This is a genomic window from uncultured Algibacter sp. (assembly GCF_947495925.1).
In the GTDB taxonomy this organism is placed as follows: Bacteria; Bacteroidota; Bacteroidia; order Flavobacteriales; family Flavobacteriaceae; genus Algibacter_E.
The window spans coordinates 397803-423612 of sequence record NZ_CANMAU010000001.1 but is presented as its reverse complement, the minus strand read 5'-3'; the positions used below and the strand labels follow the sequence as shown (position 1 = coordinate 423612).

23 protein-coding genes are annotated in these 25810 nt (G+C 33.6%); 14 read left to right on the top strand and 9 right to left on the bottom strand.

Going from position 1 to position 25810, the window contains the following annotated elements; all coding sequences use genetic code 11:
• A complete protein-coding gene (locus Q0857_RS01905; protein WP_298531319.1) occupies positions 1-1233 on the bottom strand; it encodes a choice-of-anchor B family protein in 1233 nt (410 codons plus the stop codon).
• An 82-nt stretch (positions 1234-1315) separates the two neighbouring features.
• Between Q0857_RS01905 and thiL the strand changes: the two genes are divergently transcribed.
• Positions 1316-2362, top strand: coding sequence for a thiamine-phosphate kinase (gene thiL / locus Q0857_RS01900; protein ID WP_298531317.1), 1047 nt, complete (start codon positions 1316-1318; stop codon positions 2360-2362).
• Here thiL and Q0857_RS01895 read toward each other — a convergent pair.
• The 3 genes from Q0857_RS01895 to Q0857_RS01885 form a co-directional block, all read right to left on the bottom strand.
• On the bottom strand, positions 2352-2603 hold the full coding sequence (locus Q0857_RS01895) for a hypothetical protein (RefSeq protein ID WP_298531315.1): 252 nt from the start codon (positions 2601-2603) through the stop codon (positions 2352-2354). The genes thiL and Q0857_RS01895 overlap by 11 nt on opposite strands.
• Positions 2604-2690: 87 nt before the next feature.
• Positions 2691-2957, bottom strand: a complete 267-nt coding sequence (locus tag Q0857_RS01890) for a hypothetical protein (protein ID WP_298531313.1) — start codon at positions 2955-2957, stop codon at positions 2691-2693.
• A gap of 61 nt (positions 2958-3018) precedes the next feature.
• Complete coding sequence (locus tag Q0857_RS01885) at positions 3019-3798, bottom strand: alpha/beta hydrolase (protein ID WP_298531309.1); 780 nt, start codon at positions 3796-3798, stop codon at positions 3019-3021.
• A gap of 36 nt (positions 3799-3834) precedes the next feature.
• On the opposite strand from Q0857_RS01885, the gene Q0857_RS01880 reads away from it, so the two are divergent.
• Positions 3835-4071 carry a branched-chain amino acid transport system II carrier protein gene (locus Q0857_RS01880; protein WP_298531307.1) on the top strand — a complete coding sequence of 79 codons (237 nt, stop codon included), beginning with the start codon at positions 3835-3837 and terminating at the stop codon, positions 4069-4071.
• A 5-nt stretch (positions 4072-4076) separates the two neighbouring features.
• Here Q0857_RS01880 and Q0857_RS01875 read toward each other — a convergent pair whose 3' ends face one another.
• Positions 4077-4733, bottom strand: a complete 657-nt coding sequence (locus tag Q0857_RS01875) for a hypothetical protein (protein WP_298531305.1) — start codon at positions 4731-4733, stop codon at positions 4077-4079.
• 117 nt (positions 4734-4850) lie between these two features.
• On the opposite strand from Q0857_RS01875, the gene Q0857_RS01870 reads away from it, so the two are divergent.
• Positions 4851-6173 (top strand): aspartate kinase, encoded by a 1323-nt coding sequence (locus Q0857_RS01870; protein WP_298531303.1) that lies wholly within the window; start codon positions 4851-4853, stop codon positions 6171-6173.
• A gap of 59 nt (positions 6174-6232) precedes the next feature.
• Here the strand turns inward: Q0857_RS01870 and Q0857_RS01865 are convergent, their stop codons facing one another.
• A complete protein-coding gene (locus Q0857_RS01865) occupies positions 6233-7525 on the bottom strand; it encodes an aminopeptidase P family protein (protein WP_298531301.1) in 1293 nt (430 codons plus the stop codon).
• Positions 7526-7619: 94 nt separating this feature from the next.
• Here Q0857_RS01865 and Q0857_RS01860 point away from each other — a divergent pair, with 94 nt between their 5' ends.
• From Q0857_RS01860 to Q0857_RS01840, 5 genes are all read left to right on the top strand, one after another.
• Complete coding sequence (locus Q0857_RS01860) at positions 7620-9461, top strand: T9SS type A sorting domain-containing protein (protein WP_298531298.1); 1842 nt, start codon at positions 7620-7622, stop codon at positions 9459-9461.
• Between the two features lie 114 nt (positions 9462-9575).
• The gene (locus Q0857_RS01855) at positions 9576-10247 is read left to right on the top strand and encodes a succinate dehydrogenase cytochrome b subunit (protein ID WP_298531296.1); all 672 of its coding nucleotides are present in this window, start codon (positions 9576-9578) and stop codon (positions 10245-10247) included.
• Positions 10248-10258: 11 nt separating this feature from the next.
• Positions 10259-12271: a fumarate reductase/succinate dehydrogenase flavoprotein subunit gene (locus Q0857_RS01850; RefSeq protein ID WP_298531294.1), complete on the top strand. Its 2013-nt coding sequence runs from the start codon at positions 10259-10261 to the stop codon at positions 12269-12271.
• Positions 12272-12281: 10 nt separating this feature from the next.
• Positions 12282-13025 carry a succinate dehydrogenase/fumarate reductase iron-sulfur subunit gene (locus tag Q0857_RS01845; RefSeq protein ID WP_298531292.1) on the top strand — a complete coding sequence of 248 codons (744 nt, stop codon included), beginning with the start codon at positions 12282-12284 and terminating at the stop codon, positions 13023-13025.
• A 99-nt stretch (positions 13026-13124) separates the two neighbouring features.
• Positions 13125-14033, top strand: a complete 909-nt coding sequence (locus tag Q0857_RS01840) for a M28 family peptidase (protein ID WP_298531290.1) — start codon at positions 13125-13127, stop codon at positions 14031-14033.
• Here Q0857_RS01840 and Q0857_RS01835 read toward each other — a convergent pair.
• Positions 14030-17452, bottom strand: coding sequence for a hypothetical protein (locus Q0857_RS01835; RefSeq protein WP_298531287.1), 3423 nt, complete (start codon positions 17450-17452; stop codon positions 14030-14032). The two genes, Q0857_RS01840 and Q0857_RS01835, sit on opposite strands and share 4 nt — an antisense overlap.
• Positions 17453-17626: 174 nt before the next feature.
• On the opposite strand from Q0857_RS01835, the gene Q0857_RS01830 reads away from it, so the two are divergent.
• The 4 genes from Q0857_RS01830 (at position 17627) to Q0857_RS01815 (ending at position 21728) form a co-directional block, all read left to right on the top strand.
• Positions 17627-18388, top strand: coding sequence for an exodeoxyribonuclease III (locus Q0857_RS01830; RefSeq protein ID WP_298531285.1), 762 nt, complete (start codon positions 17627-17629; stop codon positions 18386-18388).
• Positions 18389-18410: 22 nt separating this feature from the next.
• Positions 18411-19370, top strand: coding sequence for an OmpA family protein (locus Q0857_RS01825; RefSeq protein ID WP_298531283.1), 960 nt, complete (start codon positions 18411-18413; stop codon positions 19368-19370).
• A gap of 172 nt (positions 19371-19542) precedes the next feature.
• Positions 19543-20574, top strand: coding sequence for an aldo/keto reductase (locus tag Q0857_RS01820; protein WP_298531281.1), 1032 nt, complete (start codon positions 19543-19545; stop codon positions 20572-20574).
• A 152-nt stretch (positions 20575-20726) separates the two neighbouring features.
• Positions 20727-21728, top strand: coding sequence for a DUF4421 family protein (locus tag Q0857_RS01815; protein ID WP_298531279.1), 1002 nt, complete (start codon positions 20727-20729; stop codon positions 21726-21728).
• 145 nt (positions 21729-21873) lie between these two features.
• On the opposite strand, the gene Q0857_RS01810 is transcribed toward Q0857_RS01815, so the two are convergent.
• Together Q0857_RS01810 and Q0857_RS01805 are read right to left on the bottom strand one after the other, a co-directional pair.
• Positions 21874-23421, bottom strand: a complete 1548-nt coding sequence (locus Q0857_RS01810) for a ribonuclease E/G (RefSeq protein WP_298531275.1) — start codon at positions 23419-23421, stop codon at positions 21874-21876.
• Positions 23422-23764: 343 nt separating this feature from the next.
• Positions 23765-24055, bottom strand: a complete 291-nt coding sequence (locus tag Q0857_RS01805) for an HU family DNA-binding protein (protein WP_055442767.1) — start codon at positions 24053-24055, stop codon at positions 23765-23767.
• 142 nt (positions 24056-24197) lie between these two features.
• Between Q0857_RS01805 and mutY the strand changes: the two genes are divergently transcribed.
• Together mutY and Q0857_RS01795 are read left to right on the top strand one after the other, a co-directional pair.
• Positions 24198-25241, top strand: coding sequence for an A/G-specific adenine glycosylase (gene mutY, locus Q0857_RS01800; RefSeq protein WP_298531271.1), 1044 nt, complete (start codon positions 24198-24200; stop codon positions 25239-25241).
• 87 nt (positions 25242-25328) lie between these two features.
• Complete coding sequence (locus Q0857_RS01795; RefSeq protein ID WP_298531267.1) at positions 25329-25787, top strand: single-stranded DNA-binding protein; 459 nt, start codon at positions 25329-25331, stop codon at positions 25785-25787.
• Positions 25788-25810: the final 23 nt, after the last annotated feature.

Sequence of the window (25810 nt, the reverse complement as noted above, 5' to 3'; positions counted from 1 at the left end):
CTAATTAGAATTTTTCTTCACTATAAACAGTCCTTTATTTATATCGCTAATTATAATATTTCCACTTGGGAGGTATGGATAAACACTCCATGCGCCGTTAAAGTTAGCATTATTGTTTTCGGGGTGGGTATCGAAATAACCTATTTCAGTCATTGATTTGTTTTCAATATTAGAGACATCGATAATTCTCACACCTGCGGTATAGTTCGCTAAGAAAAATAAGTCATTTTTAACATAACCGTTATGGTCTATAGCTTCAGAAGGGCCAAAATATTCCATATGAAGTTTAGGGTTGTCTAAATCTGTAAAATCAAAAACTATAGATCTGGTTTTTGTTCCGGTTCGTTGTTCATCAATCTCATCTCCTAAAATGAAATAATTCAAATCTTCAGTGAACCAACCTTGATGGGTATAGCCAACGTTGGAGTAACTAATTGATGAAATTTCTACAGGATTAGATTTGTCGGTAACATCAACAATTACAACTTCTATTTCGTTACTGCCAATTAAAATTTCTTTTCCATTGTGTTCTGTATCCGGACCAGTATAAGTAATCACTTGCGCGTCATGCGAATACCCGGGGAATCCACCAGAATCTATGGGGGCTAATGGGTTTTGTATATTAATAAATAGCGGACCTCCAGCAAAAGGTTCAAGTCTGCTTGTACCTACTGAATAGGCGAAACCAGAATCTTCATTAATTACAATATTGTGTGCGCTACCAAAACCAGTATAACGATTATCGGCTGAAAAAATTTCTGGAGGATTTGAAACGTTTCGCAGACGGGTTAAATCAAAAATTTGTATCCCGTGGGCATCTGCTGCGTCTGCAACAATATAGGCGTGGTTTTTATATACCTTAATATCTCTCCATGGACTACTTATGGTAGCTGTTGGGAGTTTTCCTATTATGATAGGTGTTTTTGGGGCTGTAATATCTACAAAAGCGACTCCTGTTGTTGCGCAAAATAAGGCATATTCTTTTTGAGTCATCGGATCTACCCATCCCCAACAATCGTTGCCTCTTGATCCTGGGCCGCCTAATTCATCAATTGAAATAAAGCCCATTAAATCATAATTACTACACGGGTAAATACTAGCAAAACCATTTTGGCATAGAAACATAGCGTCAGGATTAATGGGGGGAGCTGGTGTTTCATCTTTACTGCAGCTGACTAATATCAATGCGAAGCAACAGACTATAGCTGTCTTAGTGATTTTTAAGAGTCTCATAGCGGTTTTTAATAATAACTTAAATAGGTTATGTTTTAGTATAAAGATAGCAAAAACAAAATTAGCTTCTTACTTTTGCATCATGATAGAAGATAAAAATCAACAGAGAACACAATTAAGTGATTTAGGTGAATTTGGTCTAATCGACCATTTAACAAAAAACTTTAAAATTAAGCAGTCATCAACAATTAAAGGTATTGGCGATGATGCTGCCGTTCTGAATTTTGAGAATAAGAAAATAGTGGTTACTACAGATTTGTTAGTTGAAGGTGTGCACTTCGATTTAAGTTATGTGCCTTTAAAGCATTTAGGGTATAAAGCTGTTATTGTAAATTTATCTGATGTATATGCTATGAATGCCAAAGCTACACAGGTCACGGTTTCTATAGCTGTATCAAATCGTTTTCCGTTGGAAGCATTGGAGGACTTATATGCTGGAATTGAAACTGCTGCAAAAATTTATGATATTGATGTGGTAGGCGGAGATACGACATCATCAAATACTGGATTACTTATATCTGTAACAGCTATTGGTGAAGTTGAGGCTGATAATGAGATTTACAGAAAAGGAGCAAAACCTAATGATTTATTGGTGGTTACTGGAGATTTAGGAGCAGCTTATATGGGCCTACAGGTGTTAGAAAGAGAAAAGGAAGTTTATAAAGTAAACCCTAATAATCAACCAGATTTAGAACCGTATACCTATATCGTTGAAAGGCAATTAAAGCCAGAAGCTAGAAAGGATATAAGTAAATTATTGAAGGATCTTAATGTTAAACCAACATCAATGATTGACGTGAGTGATGGGTTGTCTTCAGAAATTATGCATTTGTGCAAGCATAGTGGTTTAGGTTGTGATTTATATGAAAATAAAATTCCTCTTGATCCACAAGTGATTTCTACTTGCGAAGAATTTAATATTGATAGTACAACAGTTGCTTTGAATGGTGGTGAAGATTATGAACTTCTATTCACCGTTTCTCAAGACGATTTTTTAAAAATAAAGGGAAACCCTAATTTGTCAGTAATTGGATTTATGAAAGAATCTACAGAGGGTATACACTTAGTTACAAGAGCGGACACACGTATTCCAATAAAAGCACAAGGCTGGAAAAATTTTAATGACTAAAAACTAATAACTCTGGATTGGCAGGAGTCGTCTTCAATCTAACACGATGTTTTTTACGATGTATGCGCTCTAAAACATCATTAATTTCTTTAAATTTTGGAGTAAGCTTTGTAAGAGTACCATTCACGTTTGTAGTTAATTGTTCTTTACAGTTTTTACATGTGTACTCTTTAACATGGGCTGTAACATGACGGGTAACTTCATAATCATGTCCAAACACTTTACAATGGATGTGTTTCATATTTGCTTTTAATCCTTTTAATTAGTTTTTAACTACTGGAGAGACCGTTAAAATATAAAAAAGGAACAAAACAATATTCTTAAAATATTAATAAATCGATGAACTGAGTGATTTTTTCTTTAAACGTTCGGTTCTCGAAGCATAGATACGCTCTAGGATAGCGTTGATTTCTCTAAATTTTGGAGTTAGTTCAGTAAGACTACCGTTGCTGTTGGTGGTTAATTGTTTTTGGCAATGTCTGCATGTGTATTCTTTAACATGATAGGTTACTCTTTTAGTTACCTGATAATCATGCCCAAAGATACTGCAATACATTTTTGGTATTAAAGTAGGTTTGTTAGTAGATTTTTTCATGGTTCTAGATATTTTTACTATGCTAAAATTATGAAAACTAAACTAATAAATCGTTAAAAAGCTATAAATTTTCGATGAAATGCATAAATGTGTATGATAATTCTTCTTTATTTTCAATAAAACTCATATGTCCATCCGGAAATTCAACAAGTTTTACTGCGGTGCCTTGAGTTTGAGCTCGTAAGTTTTCTATATTCAAAACAGGATCTTTTCTGCTTGCAATCATCATTTTTTTAAATGGCGTGAAATGCAGTAAGGCTTCTCTGTCTTGCCTTATTTTCATACCTTCAAGTGCGGCTATTATACCTTGTAAAGGTGTTTCTTGCGCTTCGGTTATAAGTTTTTTTATGTCTGATTTAAATAGCTTTCTGTTTTTTGGTCTAAATAAGTTATTAATCGCAATCCTTATAAAGGTTTTATGGCTTTGTTTAACCGCTAAAATAGCTCGGTCTCTATTTCGTTTCTTTTCTGCATTATCTGCACTGGCGGTCGAATTCATCAAACATAGGCCTTTAAGAGCATCTGGGTTTTGTTCGGCGAAAGCCAGAGCCACATAGCCTCCCATAGAATGTCCAATAAAGGTTGATCGTCTTATTCTTAAATGTTTTAGAACGGCTTCTACGCATTCCGCCATTTGTTCCATAGTATGCACATATCCCAAGCATTCTGTTTTTCCATGACCTAACAAATCGATACATACAATTCTATTTTTTTTTGAGAGATCTTGAACAAAAGGGCTCCAAATATTACTATTTTCTAAAAAACCATGAAGTAAAACCATGGTATGTCCCTTACCAGAATCGGTATAAAAAATATTTACGCCTTTGTATTCTATATTCATTTTATGAATTATATTAGGCAAAGATAAAATCATACCATGAATAATACTAAGGAAACTTTTGTGTTTGGTTTTGCTTCAAAATTAGTTTTTAGATGGGTCATTGCAATAACTTTTATTTTTAGTATTCCTGATTTTTTGGGATTTATTATAGATGATTATAAACTGGAATTTATTAATAATATTATGCCTTTAGCGAGCCAAAATTTAGAATGGCTACTTCCGTCTATGATAATTTTCATTTTTATAAATTTATTTGAAAAGGTAAATGATTAAAGAAATTAAATTTTTACTCTTTTAATTGCGGCAAATGCTTTATCGACAAACTCATCTTCAACCAAGATTGTAAATTCATTAGTAGTTGAAATAACTTCATAAAGTACGACACCTTCCCAAGCTAAACGTTTAAAAAAGTGATAATAAAGTCCAGCTATTTTCGAATTGTCTTTGGGTAAATTAATACTTATTGCCGTAAGACTTTCTTGAATAGCAAGGAAAGATTCATTTTGTAGTTCGCTTTTAACAAAATCATTTAAACTGCTTGAAATAATAATATTGCTTTCGTGAATTCCTCTAGTAAATGTATAGAAGAGTTTTGGCTCCAGATGTATTCTTTCAAGAATCTTGGCGTGATTATTAATCAAACTTTCTGAATTTCTTACTGTAAAATCAGTTAAGTTTGATCGCACTGTAATGTCGCCCAAATTTTGAATAGCGCGTTTCATTTTAACCGAATTGGATAAAGTTGTTGGCGGGTTGTAACGCCTTAAAGCCATCATGATAGCTCCTGGTTTTACATCCTTTTTTAACATTTTACTAATAGGTTCTACCAGTTCAATGGCAAGTGCACTGAAATTTATAATGTTTCTTGAAAGGGCTTCCTCTAGATAAGGTTGTGTTATTAAAATATCCTCAACACAGTTTGATACTGTTTTCATCTGTTTTAATGCTATTAATGTTAATTATTTAACAATTTGTGTAAAAATAAGCTTTTTTTTTAATAAACATAGCGGATAGATAAATGAGTCATAATTTAGCACTCAAATTTGTTGAAAATGAAAGTATTAAAGTTTGGTGGAACCTCTGTGGGTTCGGTTGAAAATATGTGCAACGTTAAGAATATTATTAACGATGGCGATAAAAAAATAGTCGTGCTTTCTGCTATGTCCGGGACTACTAATAAACTTGTTGCTATTTCGCAAGATATAAAGGATGTAAATCTTAGTGAAGCGGAAAATAAAATTAGTGAGCTTCAGAAAGTTTATTTTGAGACTATCGATCAATTATTGGAGGATTCGGATTTAAATAAATCTGTTAGGGAATATGTGATAAGTATTTTTGAAGACCTAAAAGCATGTGTCTCTAAGGTGTTTTCTGATGCTTTAGAAAACCAAATTGTTGCTCAAGGAGAATTACTTTCAACTTACATGTTTAATAGTTATTTGAATCAAGAAGGAATTCATTCTGCATTATTGCCAGCGTTAGATTTTATGCGAATTGATGGGAATAAGGAACCAAATATTGATTACATTAAAAATAACATCAAAACTGTTTTAAAAGAGAATGAAAGCGCTAATATTTACATTACTCAAGGTTTTATTTGTTTAGATGCGAATGATGAAGTTTCAAATCTCCAACGTGGAGGAAGTGATTATACGGCAACCATAATTGGTGCTGCTATCATAGCTGAGGAAGTGCAAATTTGGACGGATATTGATGGGATGCATAATAATGACCCAAGATATGTTGAAAACACAAACCCAATATCTAATTTATCATTTGATGAGGCTGCTGAGTTGGCATATTTTGGAGCTAAAATTTTGCATCCTCAAACGGTTACTCCGGTAAGGGCAGATAATATTCCTGTAAGGTTGAAAAATACCATGGACCCTATTGCACATGGGACCTTAATTTCTAGTAAGACTTCTGAAGGAGGTATTAAAGCTATTGCTGCCAAGGATGGTATTACCGCTATTAAGATTAAATCTGCAAGAATGTTGCAGGCTCATGGTTTTTTAAAGAAAGTTTTTGAGATTTTTGAGACTTATGAAACGTCAATTGATATGATTACAACTTCAGAGGTAGCTGTATCATTAACAATTGATGATGATAGAAACCTTGATAAAATATTAAATGAACTTGAAAAATTTGCATTAATTGAAGTTGATGAAAGACAGAGTATTGTATGCTTAGTTGGGCATTCAGTTGTAAATCATCAAGATACTTTTAAGCTGTTTCAAATATTACAGGATGTAAAAATCAGAATGATTTCTTACGGTGGGAGTAAAAATAATATCTCACTTTTAATTGATACAGATGACAAAATTAATACGCTACAAAAACTAAACGATTATTTATTTGAATTAGTCACTCTATAATTATAATATATTAGTGTTGTTAGCAAAAAAGGGACGTTATAAACGTCCCTTTTGTTTTTTTAAGAATTCATAATATCCTCAATTTCTTCTGCTTCAATAGGGATATTCTTCATAAGGTTTAAGGGGGCTCCAGATTTTTGAATCACGACATCATCTTCTAATCTAATACCAAAGCCTTCATCGGGAATATATATACCAGGTTCAACGGTAAAAACCATATTGGCCTGCATAGGTTCTGTTAAAATCCCATAGTCGTGAGTATCTAACCCCATATGATGAGATGTGCCGTGCATAAAGTATTTTTTATAGGCTGGCCATTCAGGGTTTTCGTTTTGTACATCTGCTTTATCAATCAGGTTTAAATCTAATAACTCACTAGTCATTATCTTACCAATTTCAATATGATAATCTGCCCATATAGTGCCTGGGGTTAGCATTTTTGTTGCTTCACTTTTAACCCTTAATACGGCATTGTAAACAGCTTTTTGGCGATCTGAATAAGTGCCTGAAACAGGTATGGTTCTACTTAAATCACTTGAATAATTTGCATATTCTGCAGCGGTGTCGAATAAGATGAGATCTCCTGCTTTACATTGTTGGTTGTTTTCAATATAGTGTAAAACATTAGCGTTGTTTCCAGAGGCTATTATAGGCGTATATGCAAATCCTTTTGAACGATTACGTAAAAACTCATGCATAAACTCTGCTTCAATTTCGTACTCCCAAACATTTGGTTTAACAAAGGATAAAATACGGCGAAAGCCTTTTTCAGTAATATCGCAAGCTTTTTGAATTAAGGCAATTTCAATATCTTCTTTTACAGAGCGAAGACGCTGTAAGATAGGATTACTTTTTGCAACCTTATGAGCGGGATAGCGTTCTTTCAGCCATTTTGTAAAGCGATCTTCTCTAGTCTCGGTTTCTACATTCGATCTATAATGTTCATTAGTGTTAATATAAATAGTTTCACATTGTGTCATGATTTCAAATAACACTTTTTCCGTGTCTTGTAGCCAGTATACCGTTTTTATTCCGCTAGTTTCAAAAGCTTTCTCTTTCGTAAGTTTTTCGCCTTCCCAAATAGCAATATGTTCGTTTGTTTCTTTTAAAAATAATATTTCGCGATGTTTTTCTTTTGGACAATCAGGAAATAATACGAGAATACTTTCCTCTTGGTCCACGCCGCTTAGATAAAAAATATCCCTGTGTTGTTCAAATGGCAAAGTACTATCTGCGCTTATTGGGTAAATATCATTTGAATTAAAAACAGCCAAACTATTTGGTTTCATTTGAGCTGTAAATTTCTTTCGGTTCTTTATAAAGAGCTTATTGTCAATTGGTAAATATTTCATGTTACGAATGTGTTATGTTTGATAAATGTAGTAAATCTGCTCAAACGGTAGTGGATAAATCGTTATATTTGGTTTTCTAGTGAAAAATTTTGTTATGCGTAAGAGTATATTTGTAAAATTGTTTATTGCTTCTATGACCTGTTTAAGTTTCGTCTCCCTCTGTGGTGGTCAAGAACTAGTTAGGGAAATATCATTAAAGCAGCAAGTTCAGAATTCTTTATTAGTTGTTGAGGGAAAAGTAATTTTTAAAGAGTCATTTTTGGATGAAGATAACAACGTTTACACTATAAATAAGGTGGAGGTTTATAAGGCGTTTAAGGGTCAAAGATTGCCTTATGTTAATGTTGTGACTAAGGGAGGTTCTGTTGGGTCGAGAATTCAATTGGTTACCCATTCACTTAAATTGGAACTTGGGGATTTAGGGGTTTTTAATTTGGAAAAAAGTGGAAGGTATTCCATTAATGGAGGTTTATTAAGTGACGTTTTTAGAGTTTATAGCGGTTCGCAGGGTTTTTATAAGTATAATCTCTATGATGATTTAGTTGTAAACTTAGTGGGTTTTAAAAAAGGGATATCGGAAGTGTTTTATAAAGAGCTGATGGATATCACCCAAAAAAAATATTTTGATGTAATGACTTTTAGTGTAAAAGGTGAAGCTTCAAGGTTTAGGCAGTTAAAAGGTTCTTTAGTTCCTACGTCAATTACATTCTCTCCAACATTAGTGTCTGCTGGAACAAAGGAAACTATTACAATAACGGTTCCAGATGGTGCTACAGGGAATTTTGGTAGTGAGCAAGGGAAGGTCAGTTTTAGGAATGCAGATTCTGGAGGCGTAGATAATGGGTTGTCAGATTATATTGATGCTTTAGATACTCAAGTAATTAATTGGTCAACAAATTCTATTACTGTTGAGGTGCCCTCAAATGCAGGTACTGGTAATATAAGGGTTGTGGATGCTTCTCAAAATGTAATAGATTCTTCTACCAATTTAGAGATTTCATATGCAGAGCTTAACGTTAATGCAACTTTTACCATTGGCGGTGAAACAAAAACTTACGCATACCCCACTAGGATGGTTGATAATGATGGTAGTGGAGGTTATGTATTGCAAATGGAGGAAAGTTTTGATGCTGAGTCTGAGCACCCAGGCTCAAAGGCTGATTTTATGAAGGCACTAGATACATGGCGCTGCGAGACTGGACTTAATTTTAGTTTCGGGGAAGTTACATCGGTGGATGAGGCTGTTTTTGATGGTATTAATGTAATAAGATTTGATAATGCTGGGGAACTAGAAGATGGTGTGCTCGGACAAACTACTTATTCTTTTCAAGGCTGCGGGACTAGTCTCAATAATTATGAGGTTTTTGTGGAAGAGATAGATATGGTCTTTGATGATGGTGAGACGTGGTATTTTGGTAATGGTTTGCCTGGTTTTGAAATTGATTTTCAAAGTGTGGCATTACATGAGATAGGGCATGCTCATCAACTTGGTCATGTAATAGATGATAATGATGATGTAATGCATTACTCTATAGGCTTTGGTGAACAGCTGAGGGTTTTGTCTTTAGAAAATGTTTTAGCGGCTACTAATGTGCAGGATAGGAGTCAGTCAGGTGTTCCTTCTGTTTCATGTTTTTCAGGCAAAGCGTCAATGTCAGCATTTGACTGCCAGTTAAGTGTTGAAGAAGAAGAATTGGTTGATGTAATTAGTATTTATCCTAATCCAACAAACGGTATTTTTTATATTAAAAACAGGTCCTCAATTAATTTAGAAAAGGTTTTTATTAATGATGTAAGTGGAAGAGTAATTTTGGGTAAAGATATTACCAATGAATCCATTATCACAATTAATTTGAAGGGTGTTTCTAAAGGCATGTATCTGATTAATCTACTTTCAGATAGCGGAATTATTTCAAGCAAGCTATTGATTGATTAAGATTTCATCTTATTACTTAAAACCATTCTAAATAGTCAAAACATGACATTTGTTATTTGCCTATCATCCATTCCTAGGTTACCTTTGTGGGAATCTTAAAAAAACTTCAAAATAATGAGCGGATTTTTTAAATCTTCGATAGGGAGAAAAGTAGCTATGGCGCTTTCTGCATTCTTCCTTATGTTTTTCTTAATAATTCATTTAGCGGTAAATATTACATCTCTTTTTAGTGAAGATTTGTTTAATGAATTATCTCATTTTATGGGAACCAATCCTTTAGTTCAATTTGGATTACAGCCAGTTTTAATTTTTGGTGTCGTATTTCATTTTGTAATGGGATTTGTATTAGAGTTAAAAAACAAAAAAGCAATTGGTGTTAAGTATGCACGAAACAATGGTGCTGCTAATTCGTCTTGGGTGAGTAGAAATATGATTTACAGTGGTCTAGTCATTTTGGCTTTTATTGTACTTCACTTCATTGATTTCTGGATTCCAGAATTGAATACGAAATATGTTATTGGAGACATGTCTGGAATGCACCATGGGAACTACCGATATTTCCATGAATTAGTAGAGAAATTCCATAGTCCGTTAAGAGTTGGAGCGTATGTAGTTTCTTTTGTTCTATTAGGATTGCATTTAGCTCACGGGTTTACTTCAGCCTTTCAATCTATGGGTGTAACAGCTGGACGTAAAAAAACATTGCAACAAATAGGTAAGGCATATTCAATTATAATTCCTTTGGCATTTATAATTATAGCAGTTTATCATCATTTTAACCATTAATCTTAAATAAAATGGCTTTAGATTCAAGAGTACCAAAAGGTCCAATTAAAGATAAATGGACAGATTATAAAAATAAAATCAACTTAGTAAATCCTGCAAATAAGCGTCATATAGATATTATAGTTGTAGGAACAGGTTTAGCAGGAGGTTCTGCGGCTGCAACATTAGCTGAGTTAGGATATAATGTAAAAGCATTTGCTTATCAAGATTCTCCGCGTCGTGCGCACTCTATTGCAGCACAAGGAGGTATTAACGCAGCAAAAAACTATCAAGGTGATGGAGATTCGACTTACAGATTGTTTTATGATACTGTAAAAGGAGGAGATTATCGTTCACGCGAGGCTAATGTTTATCGTTTAGCTGAGGTTTCTGCAAATATCATTGACCAATGTGTTGCTCAAGGTGTTCCCTTTGCACGTGATTATGGTGGGCTTTTAGATAACCGTTCATTTGGTGGTGTACTAGTATCAAGAACTTTTTATGCTAAAGGACAAACAGGTCAACAGTTATTACTAGGTGCTTATTCTGCAATGAATCGTCAAATTGCTCGTGGAAAGATTGAAATGTTCAATCGTCACGAAATGCTTGATGTCGTAAAAATAGATGGGAAAGCAAGAGGTATTATAGCAAGAAATTTAATTACTGGTGAAATAGAACGTCATTCAGCTCATGCTGTGGTTGTGGCAACAGGAGGTTATGGAAATGTTTATTTCTTATCAACAAATGCCATGGGTAGTAATGTTACAGCGGCTTGGAAAATACATAAAAAAGGCGCTTTTTTTGCTAATCCTTGTTACACTCAAATTCACCCAACATGTATTCCTCGTTCGGGTGATTACCAGTCTAAATTAACTTTGATGTCTGAATCATTGCGTAATGATGGCCGTATCTGGGTGCCTAAAAACATTGATGATGTAAAAGCTATACGTGATGGAAGTAAGAAACCAACAGATTTATCTGAAGACGAAAGAGATTACTATTTAGAACGTCGTTATCCAGCCTTTGGAAACTTAGTGCCTCGTGATGTAGCGTCGCGTGCTGCTAAAGAGCGTTGTGATGCTGGTTATGGGGTAAATGCAACTGGTGAAGCGGTGTATTTAGACTTTGCTGCTGCAATTGACCGTTACGGAAGAGAGCAAGCTAAAATTCATAATATAGCAAATGCTTCAGATGCTAAAATATACGAATTAGGTCAGGCTATTGTAGAAGCGAAATACGGAAACTTATTTCAAATGTATGAGAAAATTGTAGATCAGGATCCGTACAAAACACCTATGATGATTTATCCAGCGGTGCACTATACTATGGGAGGTGTTTGGGTTGACTATAATTTAATGACTACAGTTCCTGGATTGTATTGCATTGGCGAAGCTAATTTCTCCGATCATGGTGCAAATAGACTTGGAGCTTCTGCTTTAATGCAAGGTTTAGCCGATGGTTATTTTGTGTTGCCATACACAATTGGTGATTACTTAGCTGATGATATTAGAACTGGTAAAATTCCTACTGATACCAAAGAGTTCGATGAAGTTGAAAAAGAAGTAAAAGATAAAATAGATTTCTTTGTAAATAATAAAGGAACTAAATCTGTTGATTATTTCCATAAAAAACTTGGTAAAGTCATGTGGGATAAATGTGGGATGTCTAGAAACGAAAAAGGCTTGAAAGAAGCAATGGTTGAAATTAAAGCCATTCGCGAAGAGTTCTGGAAAGATGTATCTGTTCCGGGAGGTTCTAATGAAATGAACCCTGAGTTGGAAAAAGCAGGACGTGTTGCAGATTTCCTAGAGTTAGGAGAGTTGTTCGCAAAAGATGCCCTAACAAGAGAAGAATCTTGTGGAGGTCATTTTAGAGAAGAATCTGCTGAAGAGGATGGACCGCAAAAAGGAGAAGCAAAACGTAATGACAAAGGCTTTGCATTTGTTTCTGCATGGGAATATAAAGGAGCACCTGCTGATGCAGTATTACATAAAGAAGAATTAGAATTTAAAGATATTGAACTAAAACAACGTTCATATAAATAAGATTGACATTATGAATTTAACACTTAAAATTTGGAGACAAAAAGACGCTTCTGCTAAGGGTCAAATGGTCGATTATAAAGTTAATGATATTTCAGAGCATATGTCCTTTCTTGAAATGATGGATGTTTTGAATGAACAATTGGTAAATACAGGAGAAGAACCTGTAGCCTTTGATCATGACTGTAGAGAAGGTATTTGTGGGATGTGCTCATTATATATTAATGGAGAGGCTCATGGACCAGATAGAGGTATTACTACCTGCCAACTGCATATGAGGATGTTTAAGGATGGGGATACTATTACAATAGAGCCATGGAGAGCAGCAGCTTTCCCGGTAATTAAAGATTTAGTTGTTGATAGAATGGCCTTCGAACGTATTCAACAAGCAGGAGGTTATATTTCTGTGAATACTTCTGGAAATACACAAGACGCAAATTCCCTTCCTATTTCAAAGCATGCTGCTGATGAGGCCATGGATGCTGCAACATGTATTGGTTGTGGTGCCTGTGTGGCTACCTGTAAAAATTCGAGTGCCATGTTGTTTGTTGGTGCTAAAGTGTCTCAGTATGCTTTACTGCCTCAAGGGCAAGTTGAAGCTGCAGACCGTGTACAAAATATGGTTGCTCAAATGGATTTGGAAGGATTTGGAAACTGTACGAATACAGGAGCATGTGAAGTGGAATGTCCTAAAGGTATTTCTTTAGATAACATTGCTAGAATGAATAGAGAACTTATGAAGGCGGCTATTAAATAATTAGTGTTTTTTTAAAGATAGATATTAAAAACCCATATCAAACGATATGGGTTTTTGGTTTTAAAATAGGTCCAATTTATTTACTATATTTAGGTTCCAATGTTTAGAATAATTCTTTTTTTATTATTAGTCATTCCCATAAAAACCCTTGCTCAAAATAAGACTTGCGATTCTGTTTTATTCTGTAAAACCAATTTAATTAAACACATAAAGTCGCTATCTTCAGATGCCTTTGAAGGCAGAAGAACGGGTTCTCAAGGCGCAGAAAAAACCCAAAAATATATAATAAATCAATTTCATGCTTTAGGTGTGTTGCCACTTTTAAAAGGCTATAAACAAAATTTTGATTTTATTGAGAAGCGTGAGTATTATAAAGGGGTAAATATTTTGGGTTATTTAAAAGGAACAGTCTTTCCTAAAGACTATATTGTAATTAGTGCACATTATGATCACGAAGGAATAAAACAAGGAGAGATTTTTAACGGAGCCGACGATAATGCCTCCGGCGTAAGTGCTTTATTCAGTATTGCTGAATACTTAAAAAAATACCCGCCAAAACATTCTATAATTTTTGCTGCTTTTGATGCGGAAGAACTGGGACTTGAAGGGTCAAAATATTTTGTAAAAAGTAGTACAGTGGATTCCAAGCATATCGTTCTTAATTTAAACATGGACATGATTAGTAGGAGTGAGAAGAATGAATTGTATGTTGTTGGTGCTTCTGATAATAAGGTTTTAAAGGAGGTGCTACAAGGACATAAATGCTCATCTAAAATAAAGCTAAAGTTGGGACATGATGGCTATGATGGTTTAGACAATTGGATTTACTCATCAGACCACGCCAGCTTTCATAAAAAAGGAATGCCTTTTTTATACTTTGGTGTTGAAGATCATAAAGACTACCATGAACCTACCGATACTTTTGAAAATATTCAACCAGATTTTTATGTTGATGCTGTAAAAACGATACTTTCAGTTTTTAAAAAAGTTGACGATATAAAACTTTAAAAATATGCTTTCAATTGAATAGACCCAGAGTGAATCGTTTTACTTGTTTCTGTTTTTCTTCCGAAATAACTTAAGTTTAAGTCTAAAAACTTGGTAAGTTTTCTTTGTGCCAATAAACTCCATGTAAAGTTTTTTCCTGGTTGTAAGCCTTCTAGTATTTGATATGCCACAGGTGTATTTGGATTGCCGTCAAATGTATTGGAATAGTAATTAAAGATGCCGCTTATAGCACTTTTAACGCCGCTTCCTAAGGTAAAAGATGCACCAAAGTTTTGTTGTTTTAAAGATTCCATTTCTCCCGTGGTATTATCCTTTTTAGTGAGCTGGTAGAATACATCAACGCTAGAATTGTCATTAAAAAGATAGGACAACTTTGGATTAAAGCGAGTTTCTGTTAAGTTGAAATTTTTACTGGTAAAATTCTGACTAATACTTTCATTTTTACCAGTAGAACCTAAAATGTTTGCTAACCAGTTTACCGCAATTTTATGATTGAAATTAAGTTGATGGCTGCTTAAGCCATTTTCAACAAAGCCTATGGATAAAATATTTCTGGTAGTATTTTTTAAATAGGTGTAAGACGTTGTGTAATGTTGTTTGCCTCGATTAAAAAATAATACATTTCTAAAATTGAGTTGAAGACCAAGTACATTATCTTCTTCTCCTTCAAAGGGGTTCAGGTTAAAGTCATTCCCTTCGCGTTTTAATTTTCTATCTACCAAAAAGCTCGATTGATTGTAGAAGTGTGACCAAAACCGCTGCCCTTTTTTGCTGGATACAGACCATTGTACAGGATTGATTGTAATTGTTTGACTAAGTCTGTTTTGATGAGTTTTTACGAAAACTCTATTAGGCAATAGGACCCTAATAAAAGTTCCTTGATCTTGAAATTGAGCTAGTTCAAATTCTTCTAGCTCTTGAATACCGTTTTCATTATAATCAATCCAGGTATAGGTACCTTGTCCTGGTTCGACTTCAACATATGTAAAATCTTGAATGGGTAAAGTTCCCGAATTAGTTTCAAAAACGGTATTCCATAATACCATTTGTTTAAATAATTTTTGACTAAATTGAAACCTTGAGTTTAGCGAATTTTCATTCTGTATATCCGGATCTTCACTTTTTAAAGTTCTGTAATTGGCAAATACTATTAAGTTGGTATTTTTGTTTTGTATAAGTTTCGAGTTAATATAAATGCTATTTGAAGCATTTACTTTTCGTATCTCGTTATTTTTTAAACTATCATTAACCCGGTTTTTAAAACCTATTTCTGCAAAAACTTTTGTGCTATCACCAATACCTGCAAAGGCTTCGTAGGAGGTGAACCTTTGACTTAAAGGCGTTAAAATTTGCGTGATATTCTCTCGTTCTTCATTGTCTTCCAAAGAAAGTTTAGCACCAATCCAGCTTTTAGTCATACTGTAAGTTACTCGATTATGTGATCTTATAAAGGTTGACGTTTTTGTATTTGACTCCGTATCTAAAAAACTTGAGTTTGAAGATATATTAAACTTATCTAAAATTAAATTGGTATTAACCAAATGTCTATTTCCGCTATAGCCTTCAGAGAAATTTAGAAATTGAAGTTGATAGTTAAGACTTCCTTTATTTTGATGTGCTAAGGAGAAACCAGAATTGACTAGAATTTGATCCCCTAGGTCACTAGCTATTTGTCTGCCTGGGGGCTGATCTAAATTCCAATCTCTATTAAATTCTACATTGTAAAGTCCTTCTATATTTCTGTAATCAGCACTAATTAAGTCGGTGTCCCCAAAAACATTAAGTTTCCAACCGTTTTCTTGTGTGAAAATGGTCTGATTGATATTCAGTTTTCCAGCAAATCCTTCATTATTATCATTATCAATTGTAGAGAACTGATTTTGATCGTATGTACTCCCTGAAACTTCAAAGAAAATATTGGTTTTATCAGAAGGCTTATATTTTCCGTTTATAATCGCTATTTGAAGTTTTTTAGGTGCAACAAGCTGAATTACTGGGGCAAATCTTCCTTGATTCTCTCCGACATATTCATAAATATTATTAATCGCAGTAATGCTGCTTAAGTTGTAATCGCCTTGGTTTTCACCAAGTAGTGAAAAAGTAACACTATATAATTCGTCATCAGGATTATTAGAAAATACAAATACCTCGCTGCCATTAACCAGTTCTTTTTTATATAAAATCCTATTTTGGTTATAAGCTTCCCTAATTTCTGATGGTGCTACCATTTTACTCATATCGTCACCAGCATCTGCTAAAATTGCAACTTGTTCTTCAGATAAGTTTTGCTGTAAAGGTTGGTTTTTGGCGTCACTTTCAGAATAAACCGAAACCCCAATATCTAACTTTTTGCTTTCAAACTTGCCACCTCCAAAACCAACAAATCGCGTATAGTTTCTCTCGGTAAATTGATAGTCTACTGAAATTCTCATTTCAGAAGTAATGGGAAAGGTAGAGTTGAAAATAATTTCTCCCGCATTGTAATCTATAATATAATCTTGGTCTTCACCACGTTTTACAACAACACCGTTAACATAAACAACTTCACTTCCCGAAACAATAAGCACAAATAGTTCCCCATTAGGCCCTTTAAGTTTATAGGGCCCTTGATTACCTTCTTGGGCTGTAAACTGGTCGGTAGTAAACTGGCCTCTCACAATAGCTCCAGCAGCAAAAAGTGTAGTTTGTTTTTCTTGTTCACCTAACTTAATATTGAAATTTAATCCTTGAACCCTTTTTGAAAAACTTGAAAAATATGAGTTGGTATTTACTAAATCTATATCCCCAGCTCTAACATTCCAGCGGTCGCTAAAGAGTTCAATAAAAACTTGATCAAATTCGTCTAAACGCTGGGAGTACCCACTTTCTTGTAAAGGAATATTGGCATCTTGAATAGAGGCGCGTAAAGACACTTTATTGTTAAGTTTTCCGGTAATTTGTAAGTCTAATTCACTATTTAAAACAGAGTTTTGATTGTTACCAATAGTAACCCCACGAGAAATACTTCCAGAGGTTGTTAATCCGTCAAAAGGGATGAAATTTTTATCAGAGTTAGGTTGTTTTAGTTTGTATAAAGTTTGATTGTTATCGTTATTTTCGACTATAATACTTTCATCAAGTTGCTGATACGTTTTGGTAAGGAAATGGGGGTATTTCAGGTAATGAATTATTAACGAATCGCTATCAATAGGTTTTTTAAAAGTTAAGAGGGCTTTAGAGAAATTAACGTGATAATAGGAAGTGTCAATTATTGAATTGTCTTTTCTTCTTAAAGTAAATATACTAGAATTGATACTAACACTATCAATTTGAATAGTGTCTTTTGTAGCTACTTTTTTTGTTCTGTAATTAGAAGTCTGACTCTGCGAAAAGCCATAAAAACTAATAAGAAATAAAAAGGTATAGGTAAGACACTTCATTAGAAATTAAACTGAAAATAGTTTAAAATATTTTATGAACAGAAGATGATAAATCTGCTTAAAATTAATAGTGTAAAAGTAACGTATTATTTATTTTAGCTAAAATTAGATTTGCTTTCAGTAGAAAAGTAGTTTACTTTATAAAAATCAATAATTTTTAAACAAAAAATTAAGATGAAAATTATATCCTATAACGTTAATGGTATTCGAGCCGCTTTAAACAAAGGTTTTATTGATTGGGTTAAAGCAGCAGATCCTGACGTGATTTGCCTTCAAGAAATAAAAGCCATGAAAGAGCAATTAGATTTAAGTCTTTTTGAGAATGCCGGATATAATTACCATTATTGGTTTAGTGCACAAAAAAAAGGTTATAGTGGCGTAGCTATACTAAGTAAAACGGAGCCAAAACATGTTGAATATGGTACAGGAATTGAATCTATGGATTTTGAAGGTCGCAATATTCGGGCAGACTTTGATGGTGTTTCTGTAATGAGTTTGTACTTGCCTTCAGGAACTAATGATGCCAGATTAAACCATAAACTTGAGTATATGGATATGTTTCAAGAGTATGTTAATAGTCTTAAGAAAGAAATTCCAAACCTTGTAATTTGTGGTGATTATAATATTTGTCATGAAGAAATGGATATTCATAATCCAAAAATGAAAGGTGTCTCTGGATTTTTACCTGTTGAGCGCAAATGGATTGGGGATTTTATTGATAGCGGATTTATTGATTCTTTCAGGTACATAAACCCAGAATTACAGCAATATAGTTGGTGGAGTTATCGCGCTAATTCGCGTGCTAATAATAAAGGTTGGCGTTTAGATTATGCTATGGTTTCGCAACCATTGCAAGAAAATATTAAAAGAGCCGTTATACTTACTGAAGCAGTGCATAGCGATCATTGTCCAATACTAGTAGAAATAGATAAATAAAAAATATATAAACCTAAGTAACATGATTAAAAGAATTGTATGTTCAATAGTCACCATGGCGGTCCTGGCTTCCTGTGTGTCTCCTAAAATTTATAAAGATTTAGAAGCAAAGTATGCCGATTTAAAAGAAGAAAACAGAAAGTTGTCTTCTGAAAACGAAAACCTTTTAAATACAAAGAATACTGCTGAAAATGAGCTCAAACAATTGAATTCAGCTTATGATGAAGCAATTACAGAGCGTGATAAATTACAGGCAGATTATAATGCTACAAAGGCAAATTTAGATAACTTAAAAGCATCTTATAGTGCTTTGGAAAAGAATAGTTCGGCTTCTATTGCTGCAAACTCTCAAAAGAACCGAGAATTATTAGCTCAGCTTGAGGCTAAAGAGCAAGCCCTGTCAGCTGAAATAACTAGACTTGAACAGCTTAAAAAAGAGCTTGAAGCCCGTTCAAACCGAGTTGCTGAGTTAGAACAGGTGATAGCGTCTAAAGATGCAGCCATGACAAAGCTTAAAAATGCGATTTCTAGTGCGTTAACTGATTTTGAAGGTAAAGGATTAACCGTAGAGCAACGCGATGGTAAAGTATATGTGTCTATGGAAAACAAACTGTTATTTAGCTCAGGAAGTTGGGCTGTAGGTTCTGAAGGACGTAGAGCAGTGCAACAACTAGGTAGTGTACTTGGAGATAATCCAGATATTGCCGTTTTGATTGAAGGTCATACAGATAATGTTCCCTATAAAGGCAACGGGACTTTAACCAGTAACTGGGATCTATCAACAAAGCGTGCTACTTCAATAGTTAATATTTTAAGACAAAATAGCAATATAAATCCTGAAAATTTAACAGCGGCTGGTCGTGGTGAGTTTGCTCCTATAGCATCAAATGATAACCCGCAAGGTAAAGCTAAAAACAGGCGTATAGAGGTGATTTTAACTCCAAAGTTGGATGAGCTTTCTAAATTATTAAATGAAAATTAAAAGTTGTTTCGAAAATTTGAACGTTACCCATAAAGGGTTGGGTTTTTGGTAGTCGTTCTTTACTAGAAACTAAAGGTTATACATCAATCCTTAACGCTTAAAAAACCTTTAAAAACCTATTAGGGCTTTTAAAGGTTTTTTATCTTTATCCACTTAGTTTTAAAAAATGATAATGAAATATACTACGCTGCCAAACACCAATATAAAAGTTAGTAAAATATGTCTAGGCACCATGACTTTTGGAAATCAAAATTCGGAATCAGAAGGACATGAGCAGTTAGATTATGCGCTTGAGCGTGGTGTTAATTTTATTGATACGGCCGAGTTATATCCAGTGCCAGCATCTGCAGAAATGAGTGGTCGAACCAGTAAAATTATTGGGACATGGAATAAAAAATCAGGAAACAGAGATAAAGTGATTATTGCGTCTAAGATTGCTGGAGGAGGTGATTATACTGCCCATATTAGAACTACAGGTTTTACTCCTGCTTCTATAAAGGAAGCTATCGATCTTGAACTGGGCAGGTTGCAAACTGATTATATTGACTTATATCAGTTACATTGGCCAGAACGTGATACTAACCGTTTTGGAATAAGAGATTATAAATTAGATGCTAAATGGGAAGATAACTTTAATGAAATTCTAAATAGTTTAGATAAAGAGGTTAAAGCAGGTAGAATTAGAAATATTGGTATATCCAATGAAAATTCATGGGGAACCATGCGTTATTTAGAGGAGTCTAAATATCATAATTTACCTCGTGTTTCTACTATACAAAATGCTTATTCATTGCTTGCTAGAACTTTTGAAACAGATTTAGCCGAAGTATCGCTAAGAGAGAATGTTGGTTTACTCGCATACTCTCCAATGGCTTTCGGGGTACTATCTGGAAAATATATTACAGGCAATGCTGGAGAAAATACACGACTTAAATTATTTCCAAGGTTTGCCAGATATAGTGGAGATCAAGCAACCGAAGCTACAAAACGTTATTTAGAAATTGCAGAGGCTAATAATATGAGTTTAGCTCAAATGAGTTTAGCATTTGTAAACCAGAAACCTTTCGTAACTAGTAATATAATAGGTGCTACGAATTTAAAACAGCTTAGAGAGAATATTGAAAGTATTGATATGACTTTAAATGATGCTGTTTTAGATCAAATCAATGATGTACATCAAATGATTCCTAATCCGGCTACTTAAACGTTTTGTTCCAACATAATTTTTGGTTTTCTTATGGCTTTTTAATTAGTAGGTATTAGATTCTGACTTGATATTAAACGAATTAAAAGTCTTTGGCGTTTAGAATTAGTATATTTTTAACCCATCAAATCAGCTTGAGAATTTTTGCGTACATGATTAAAAAATTTATCATTTTATTTTTATTCATAGTGAGTTCTGTTTCGGCACAGGCTCAAATATTGAAGGAACTAGATTCTTTAAACTTTATTGAACTTGTGGATAAGCGGTTTGTAGATCATGAACTTGCTAATTATTCTCTACGTGTATTTACAAACTATAAGGTTAAGAGGTTTGCAATTCGAAATAGCGATTTTAAATCCCGGTATGTGCCTAATAATAAATATGGTATAGGTTTGGGTTTTGCCAGCAGTAAGGTGTTAATTGATATTGCTTTTAATATTAAAACTAAACACGAAGATGTTACTAGAAGATTTGATATGCAAGGCACTACTATTATAGGGAAAAAGAATTATGTTAATTTTTATGTTCAGAGCTATAAAGGGTATAATGTTAAAAATAATTTTGATCAACCAACGGTGTTTCGAGATGATATCAAATCGGTAACTATTGGTATTAATACATTACGTACCGTACCAGATATTGAATTCTCTTATTCTATGTTAAAAGCTGGTTTGGATAATGTAAATAGGAAGGTTTATATTACTGGGGGTTTTGGGGCATTTGCCTTTTACGATTACTTTTCGGCAGAACAGGACATTTTAGGAGATAATAGTGATATGTTTTTTAATGAACAGGCGCATATTAAACGTTATAATAGTGCTGCTGCCGGAGTTTTGGGAGGTCTTCTATCGGTATTTGGATTACCATATAATATTACGGCAACGTGTAATATTATGCCAGGGGTTGGATTGATGTATAAACATGTTACTTTGGCAGATTCCAGCTATAAGCCATCTAATCACTTACTTTTAAAGGTTGATTATGCTTTGGCATTAGGCTATAATATGGAACGTTATTATATTAATTTAATTTATGGAGGAGGTTTTTATTCTACCGATTTGGGTTATGATAATAAATATAGGTTTAACTTGACTAAGGCGAAATTAGCGATTGGTTATAAACTGGGAAGAGGGAAAAAACGTAATGGAAATTGAAACGCGCTATAATGGAAGAATCTTTTAAATATTTTAACAATATGGCAAGGACATTCTTTTTTTTTATAGAAAAATGGGATTACTCGAAGTTACAAAACTAGATAAAAGCAAAAAACCCTCACTTTTACAAGTAAGGGTTTTTTAATTATTTAATTTGATTACCATCTTTATCGAAAAAATGATATTCTAAGTATGTGTAAGCATCTCTAGGTAAAATTTTCACCCACTTTTTGTGTTCTAAAAACCATTTAGAACGTATAGATGGAATACCTTTTGTTAAAAAGGCAGCTATAAAAGGATGCGTGTTTAAGGTCACCTTTTTGTAGTCTTTTTTAAATAGTTTTTCAAGATCGTGATTAATGGTTTGTACCAGCCCAATTGGGGCTTCAACCTCAGCGCCATTAACAATTCCGTCTGGGTTTTCCTCGCGGGTTTTAATGTTCATTTCCGGGCGAACACGTTGTCTTGTTATTTGTATCAATCCAAATTTACTTGGAGGCAATATTTTGTGTTTTGCTCTATCATCCTTCATTTCATCGCGAAGGTGATTAAAAAGCTTTTGCCTATTTTCAGCATTGGTCATATCAATAAAATCTACTACTATAATACCACCCATATCACGTAAACGTAATTGGCGTGCCATTTCTGTAGCGGCTATTAAGTTAACTTCTAATGCTGTATCCTCTTGATTATTGGCTTTATTTGAGCGGTTTCCGCTATTTACATCTATAACATGGAGTGCTTCAGTATGTTCTATTACTAAATATGCACCTTTGGCCATAGATACTGTTTTGCCAAACGAGGTTTTTATCTGTCTTTCAATTCCAAATTTTTCGAAAATTGGATTTTTAGACTGATACAATTTAACTATTGATTCTTTTTGAGGTGCAATTTCTTGCACGTAATCTTTGATTTGATAATAGAGCTCTTCATCATCAACAGTTATTCCCGTAAAGGTATCATTGAATATGTCTCGTAAAATTGACGAGGCTTTATTCATTTCTCCCAATACTTTACTGGGATGATGTGCTCGGTGTAGCTTTTTACACATTGCCGTCCATCGACTAAGCAAATTTTGTAAATCTTTATCTAGCTCAGCTACTTTTTTGCCTTGTGCTACCGTACGTACAATAACTCCAAAACCTTGGGGAGTAATACTCTTTACCAAACGTTTTAGTCTGTCTTTTTCTTCGCGATCTTCTATTTTTTGCGAAATAGAAATTCGGCTTGAAAAAGGAACTAAAACAATATATCTACCAGCAATAGAAAGCTCTGAGCTTATTCTAGGGCCTTTGGTTGATATAGGTTCTTTTACGATTTGTACTAATAGCGATTGATTAGATTTTAAGGCGTCGACAATTTTGCCGTCTTTCTCAATATCTTTTTCAAATGGGAAATCTTTTAAATAAAAATCTTTTAGTTTACCTGTGCTTACACGTTTTGTGAATTTTAAAAGCGAAGGTAGTTTTGGCCCTAAATCATGATAATGCAAAAATGCATCTTTCTCATAACCTACATTCACAAATGCAGCATTTAGTCCAGGAACGGCTTTTCTTATTTTGGCTATAAACACATCACCAACAGAGAAGTCGTTACTATCTTCATCCTTTTGTAATTCAATAAGTTTTCCATCTTTTAATAAGGCAAAATCAACATTGTCGGAACTAGATCGAATGATCAATTCTTTATCCATTGTGTTAATTTTAATCTATCACTAATAAATAAGTAACAGATGGATTATACATTATTTTTTATCACAGGATTTAATCCGTGGAGTTCAAAATACACCTTTTGGTGCTAAAAAAATTAATGAACTCATTTCAAAGAACTTCTTACTTTTTAAATCAAAAAAAGTAGTTAACCTAACTACTTTTTTGATTTATTTTTTCTTTTTGTGACGGTTAGCGCGTCTACGTTTTTTACGTTTGTGCGTCGCTACCTTATGTCTTTTACGTTTTTTACCACTTGGCATAAATAGTGTCTTTTAAATTAATAATTCGGTTTTAATACTGAAACAAATTCAGCACGTGTCTGTTTTATTTAACGTCTACATTTGTCTTAACGCCTTCTACAAAAACTTTTGCAGGCTTAAATGCAGGGATATTATGAGCAGGTATTTTGATAGTAGTATTCTTTGAAATATTTCTACCCGTTTTTTCAGCTCTTGTTTTAATTATAAAGCTTCCAAAACCTCTTAAGTAAACATTATCACCACCTTCTAAAGATGTTTTTACTTCTTCCATAAATGTTTCAACAGTTGCTTGAACATCACCTTTTTCAATTCCTAATTTCTCAGAAATTTTTGCTACTAAATCAGCCTTCGTCATTTTTAATATTTTATTTTATTGGGTTACTATAAATTATAAAAGGGATGCAAATATATGCATTTAATATTCAATATTTCAAACCTAATTCACTAAAATTTAATATTATAAACGTTTATTTTTGTGTGTCTGATGAAATGAATTAATGATATTTTCGAAAACCTTAATACGCTGGTACTCAAATAATAAGCGAATATTGCCTTGGAGAGAAACTAAAAACCCTTATTATATATGGCTGTCTGAAATTATTTTACAGCAAACACAAGTGAAACAGGGGTTACCATATTATGAAGCTTTTGTTAGTAATTACCCAACCGTTTTTGACTTGGCGAATGCCAATGAAAGTGATGTTTTAAAATTATGGCAAGGGTTGGGGTATTATTCAAGGGCAAGAAATTTACATGCTTCTGCAAAATATGTTGCAAATGATCTGAAAGGAGAATTTCCAAATACATATAAGGACTTGCAAAAACTAAAAGGCGTTGGTGATTATACAGCAAGTGCCATTGCCTCTATTTGTTTTAATGAAGTGGCTGCCGTAGTAGACGGGAATGTTTACAGAGTGCTATCCAGATATTTTGGGATTAATACGCCAATAAATTCTTCAAAAGGAGTTAAGGAGTTTAAGGCTTTAGCTCAAGAACTTATTGATGCTAAGAATCCGGCTGATTTTAACCAAGCGGCTATGGAATTTGGTGCTACGCAGTGTAAACCTAAAAACCCAGATTGCCATATTTGTCCGTTTCAGAATAGCTGTATTGCTTTCAGTGAAAACCGTATTGGAGAATTGCCAGTTAAAATTAAATCAGCGAAAGCAAAGAATAAGTTTTTTAATTTTATAGTCTTTATTTCTGAAGATCGAAAAACGATTTTAGAAAAGCGAGAAGGCAAAGGGATTTGGCAAAACTTATATCAGTTTCCTTTAATAGAAACGACTGAGGTAGTAACTCCAGCAACTATTTCTGAAGCTGTTGAGAAAAGTAATTATGTTAGAAATAAATCTTTTGAATTAGTACTATATAATAAGGACGCTATTGTACACAAATTATCGCATCAACATTTATATACAAGATTTTGGATTGTGAACACCAAAAGTGTTGATACAGAAGGGATTGATTTAAGACGTGTTCGGGACTATCCAGTGCCTATTTTAATTGAGAATTTTATTGAAGCCTTTAATTTTGAGTAGTTTAGTTATTACAATCATATTTTTTTATTAATTTTAAAGACATGTGAAGTAATTAACTAATTTTGCTTTTCTAATTTGATAATAATTATGTCAGGAACTTTAAATAAAGTAATGCTTATTGGGCATTTGGGAGATGAAATAAAAATGCATTATTTTGAAGGTGGTGGTTGCATTGGACGTTTTCCTTTAGCTACTAATGAAACTTATACCAGTAAGCAAACTAACGAGCGTATTACAAATACCGAATGGCATAATATTGTGGTTAGGAATAAAGGTGCTGAAATTTGCGAAAAGTACTTAAGTAAAGGCGATAAAGTATATATTGAAGGTAGATTGAAAACCAGAAAATGGACTGATGATAAGGGTAATGAACGCTATTCTACAGAAATTCAATGTAACGATTTTACCTTTCTGTCAACTAAAAAAGAAAGTGCTAATAATAATGCCCAAAGTACAGCGCCTGTAGCTCAAAATCCTGTTGCGGCTCAACAAAAACCAGCTAGTGAACAACCTGCTGTAGATGATAATGATGATTTACCATTTTAAGAATGTTTTTGATGTTTGTCAAA

What these genes read in the sequence shown, in the direction of transcription:
- Q0857_RS01895 (WP_298531315.1), bottom strand. Translation starts at nt 2,603, where the DNA reads ATGAAACACATCCATTGTAAAGTGTTTGGACATGATTATGAAGTTACC.
- Q0857_RS01825 (WP_298531283.1), top strand. Translation starts at nt 18,411, where the DNA reads ATGATTAAAAGAATTGTATGTTCAATAGTCACCATGGCGGTCCTGGCT.
- Q0857_RS01860 (WP_298531298.1), top strand. Translation starts at nt 7,620, where the DNA reads ATGCGTAAGAGTATATTTGTAAAATTGTTTATTGCTTCTATGACCTGT.
- Q0857_RS01870 (WP_298531303.1), top strand. Translation starts at nt 4,851, where the DNA reads ATGAAAGTATTAAAGTTTGGTGGAACCTCTGTGGGTTCGGTTGAAAAT.
- Q0857_RS01830 (WP_298531285.1), top strand. Translation starts at nt 17,627, where the DNA reads ATGAAAATTATATCCTATAACGTTAATGGTATTCGAGCCGCTTTAAAC.
- Q0857_RS01855 (WP_298531296.1), top strand. Translation starts at nt 9,576, where the DNA reads ATGAGCGGATTTTTTAAATCTTCGATAGGGAGAAAAGTAGCTATGGCG.
- Q0857_RS01835 (WP_298531287.1), bottom strand. Translation starts at nt 17,452, where the DNA reads ATGAAGTGTCTTACCTATACCTTTTTATTTCTTATTAGTTTTTATGGC.
- Q0857_RS01795 (WP_298531267.1), top strand. Translation starts at nt 25,329, where the DNA reads ATGTCAGGAACTTTAAATAAAGTAATGCTTATTGGGCATTTGGGAGAT.
- Q0857_RS01890 (WP_298531313.1), bottom strand. Translation starts at nt 2,957, where the DNA reads ATGAAAAAATCTACTAACAAACCTACTTTAATACCAAAAATGTATTGC.
- Q0857_RS01815 (WP_298531279.1), top strand. Translation starts at nt 20,727, where the DNA reads ATGATTAAAAAATTTATCATTTTATTTTTATTCATAGTGAGTTCTGTT.
- Q0857_RS01905 (WP_298531319.1), bottom strand. Translation starts at nt 1,233, where the DNA reads ATGAGACTCTTAAAAATCACTAAGACAGCTATAGTCTGTTGCTTCGCA.
- mutY (WP_298531271.1), top strand. Translation starts at nt 24,198, where the DNA reads ATGATATTTTCGAAAACCTTAATACGCTGGTACTCAAATAATAAGCGA.
- thiL (WP_298531317.1), top strand. Translation starts at nt 1,316, where the DNA reads ATGATAGAAGATAAAAATCAACAGAGAACACAATTAAGTGATTTAGGT.
- Q0857_RS01820 (WP_298531281.1), top strand. Translation starts at nt 19,543, where the DNA reads ATGAAATATACTACGCTGCCAAACACCAATATAAAAGTTAGTAAAATA.
- Q0857_RS01880 (WP_298531307.1), top strand. Translation starts at nt 3,835, where the DNA reads ATGAATAATACTAAGGAAACTTTTGTGTTTGGTTTTGCTTCAAAATTA.
- Q0857_RS01845 (WP_298531292.1), top strand. Translation starts at nt 12,282, where the DNA reads ATGAATTTAACACTTAAAATTTGGAGACAAAAAGACGCTTCTGCTAAG.
- Q0857_RS01810 (WP_298531275.1), bottom strand. Translation starts at nt 23,421, where the DNA reads ATGGATAAAGAATTGATCATTCGATCTAGTTCCGACAATGTTGATTTT.
- Q0857_RS01805 (WP_055442767.1), bottom strand. Translation starts at nt 24,055, where the DNA reads ATGACGAAGGCTGATTTAGTAGCAAAAATTTCTGAGAAATTAGGAATT.
- Q0857_RS01875 (WP_298531305.1), bottom strand. Translation starts at nt 4,733, where the DNA reads ATGAAAACAGTATCAAACTGTGTTGAGGATATTTTAATAACACAACCT.
- Q0857_RS01850 (WP_298531294.1), top strand. Translation starts at nt 10,259, where the DNA reads ATGGCTTTAGATTCAAGAGTACCAAAAGGTCCAATTAAAGATAAATGG.
- Q0857_RS01840 (WP_298531290.1), top strand. Translation starts at nt 13,125, where the DNA reads ATGTTTAGAATAATTCTTTTTTTATTATTAGTCATTCCCATAAAAACC.
- Q0857_RS01885 (WP_298531309.1), bottom strand. Translation starts at nt 3,798, where the DNA reads ATGAATATAGAATACAAAGGCGTAAATATTTTTTATACCGATTCTGGT.
- Q0857_RS01865 (WP_298531301.1), bottom strand. Translation starts at nt 7,525, where the DNA reads ATGAAATATTTACCAATTGACAATAAGCTCTTTATAAAGAACCGAAAG.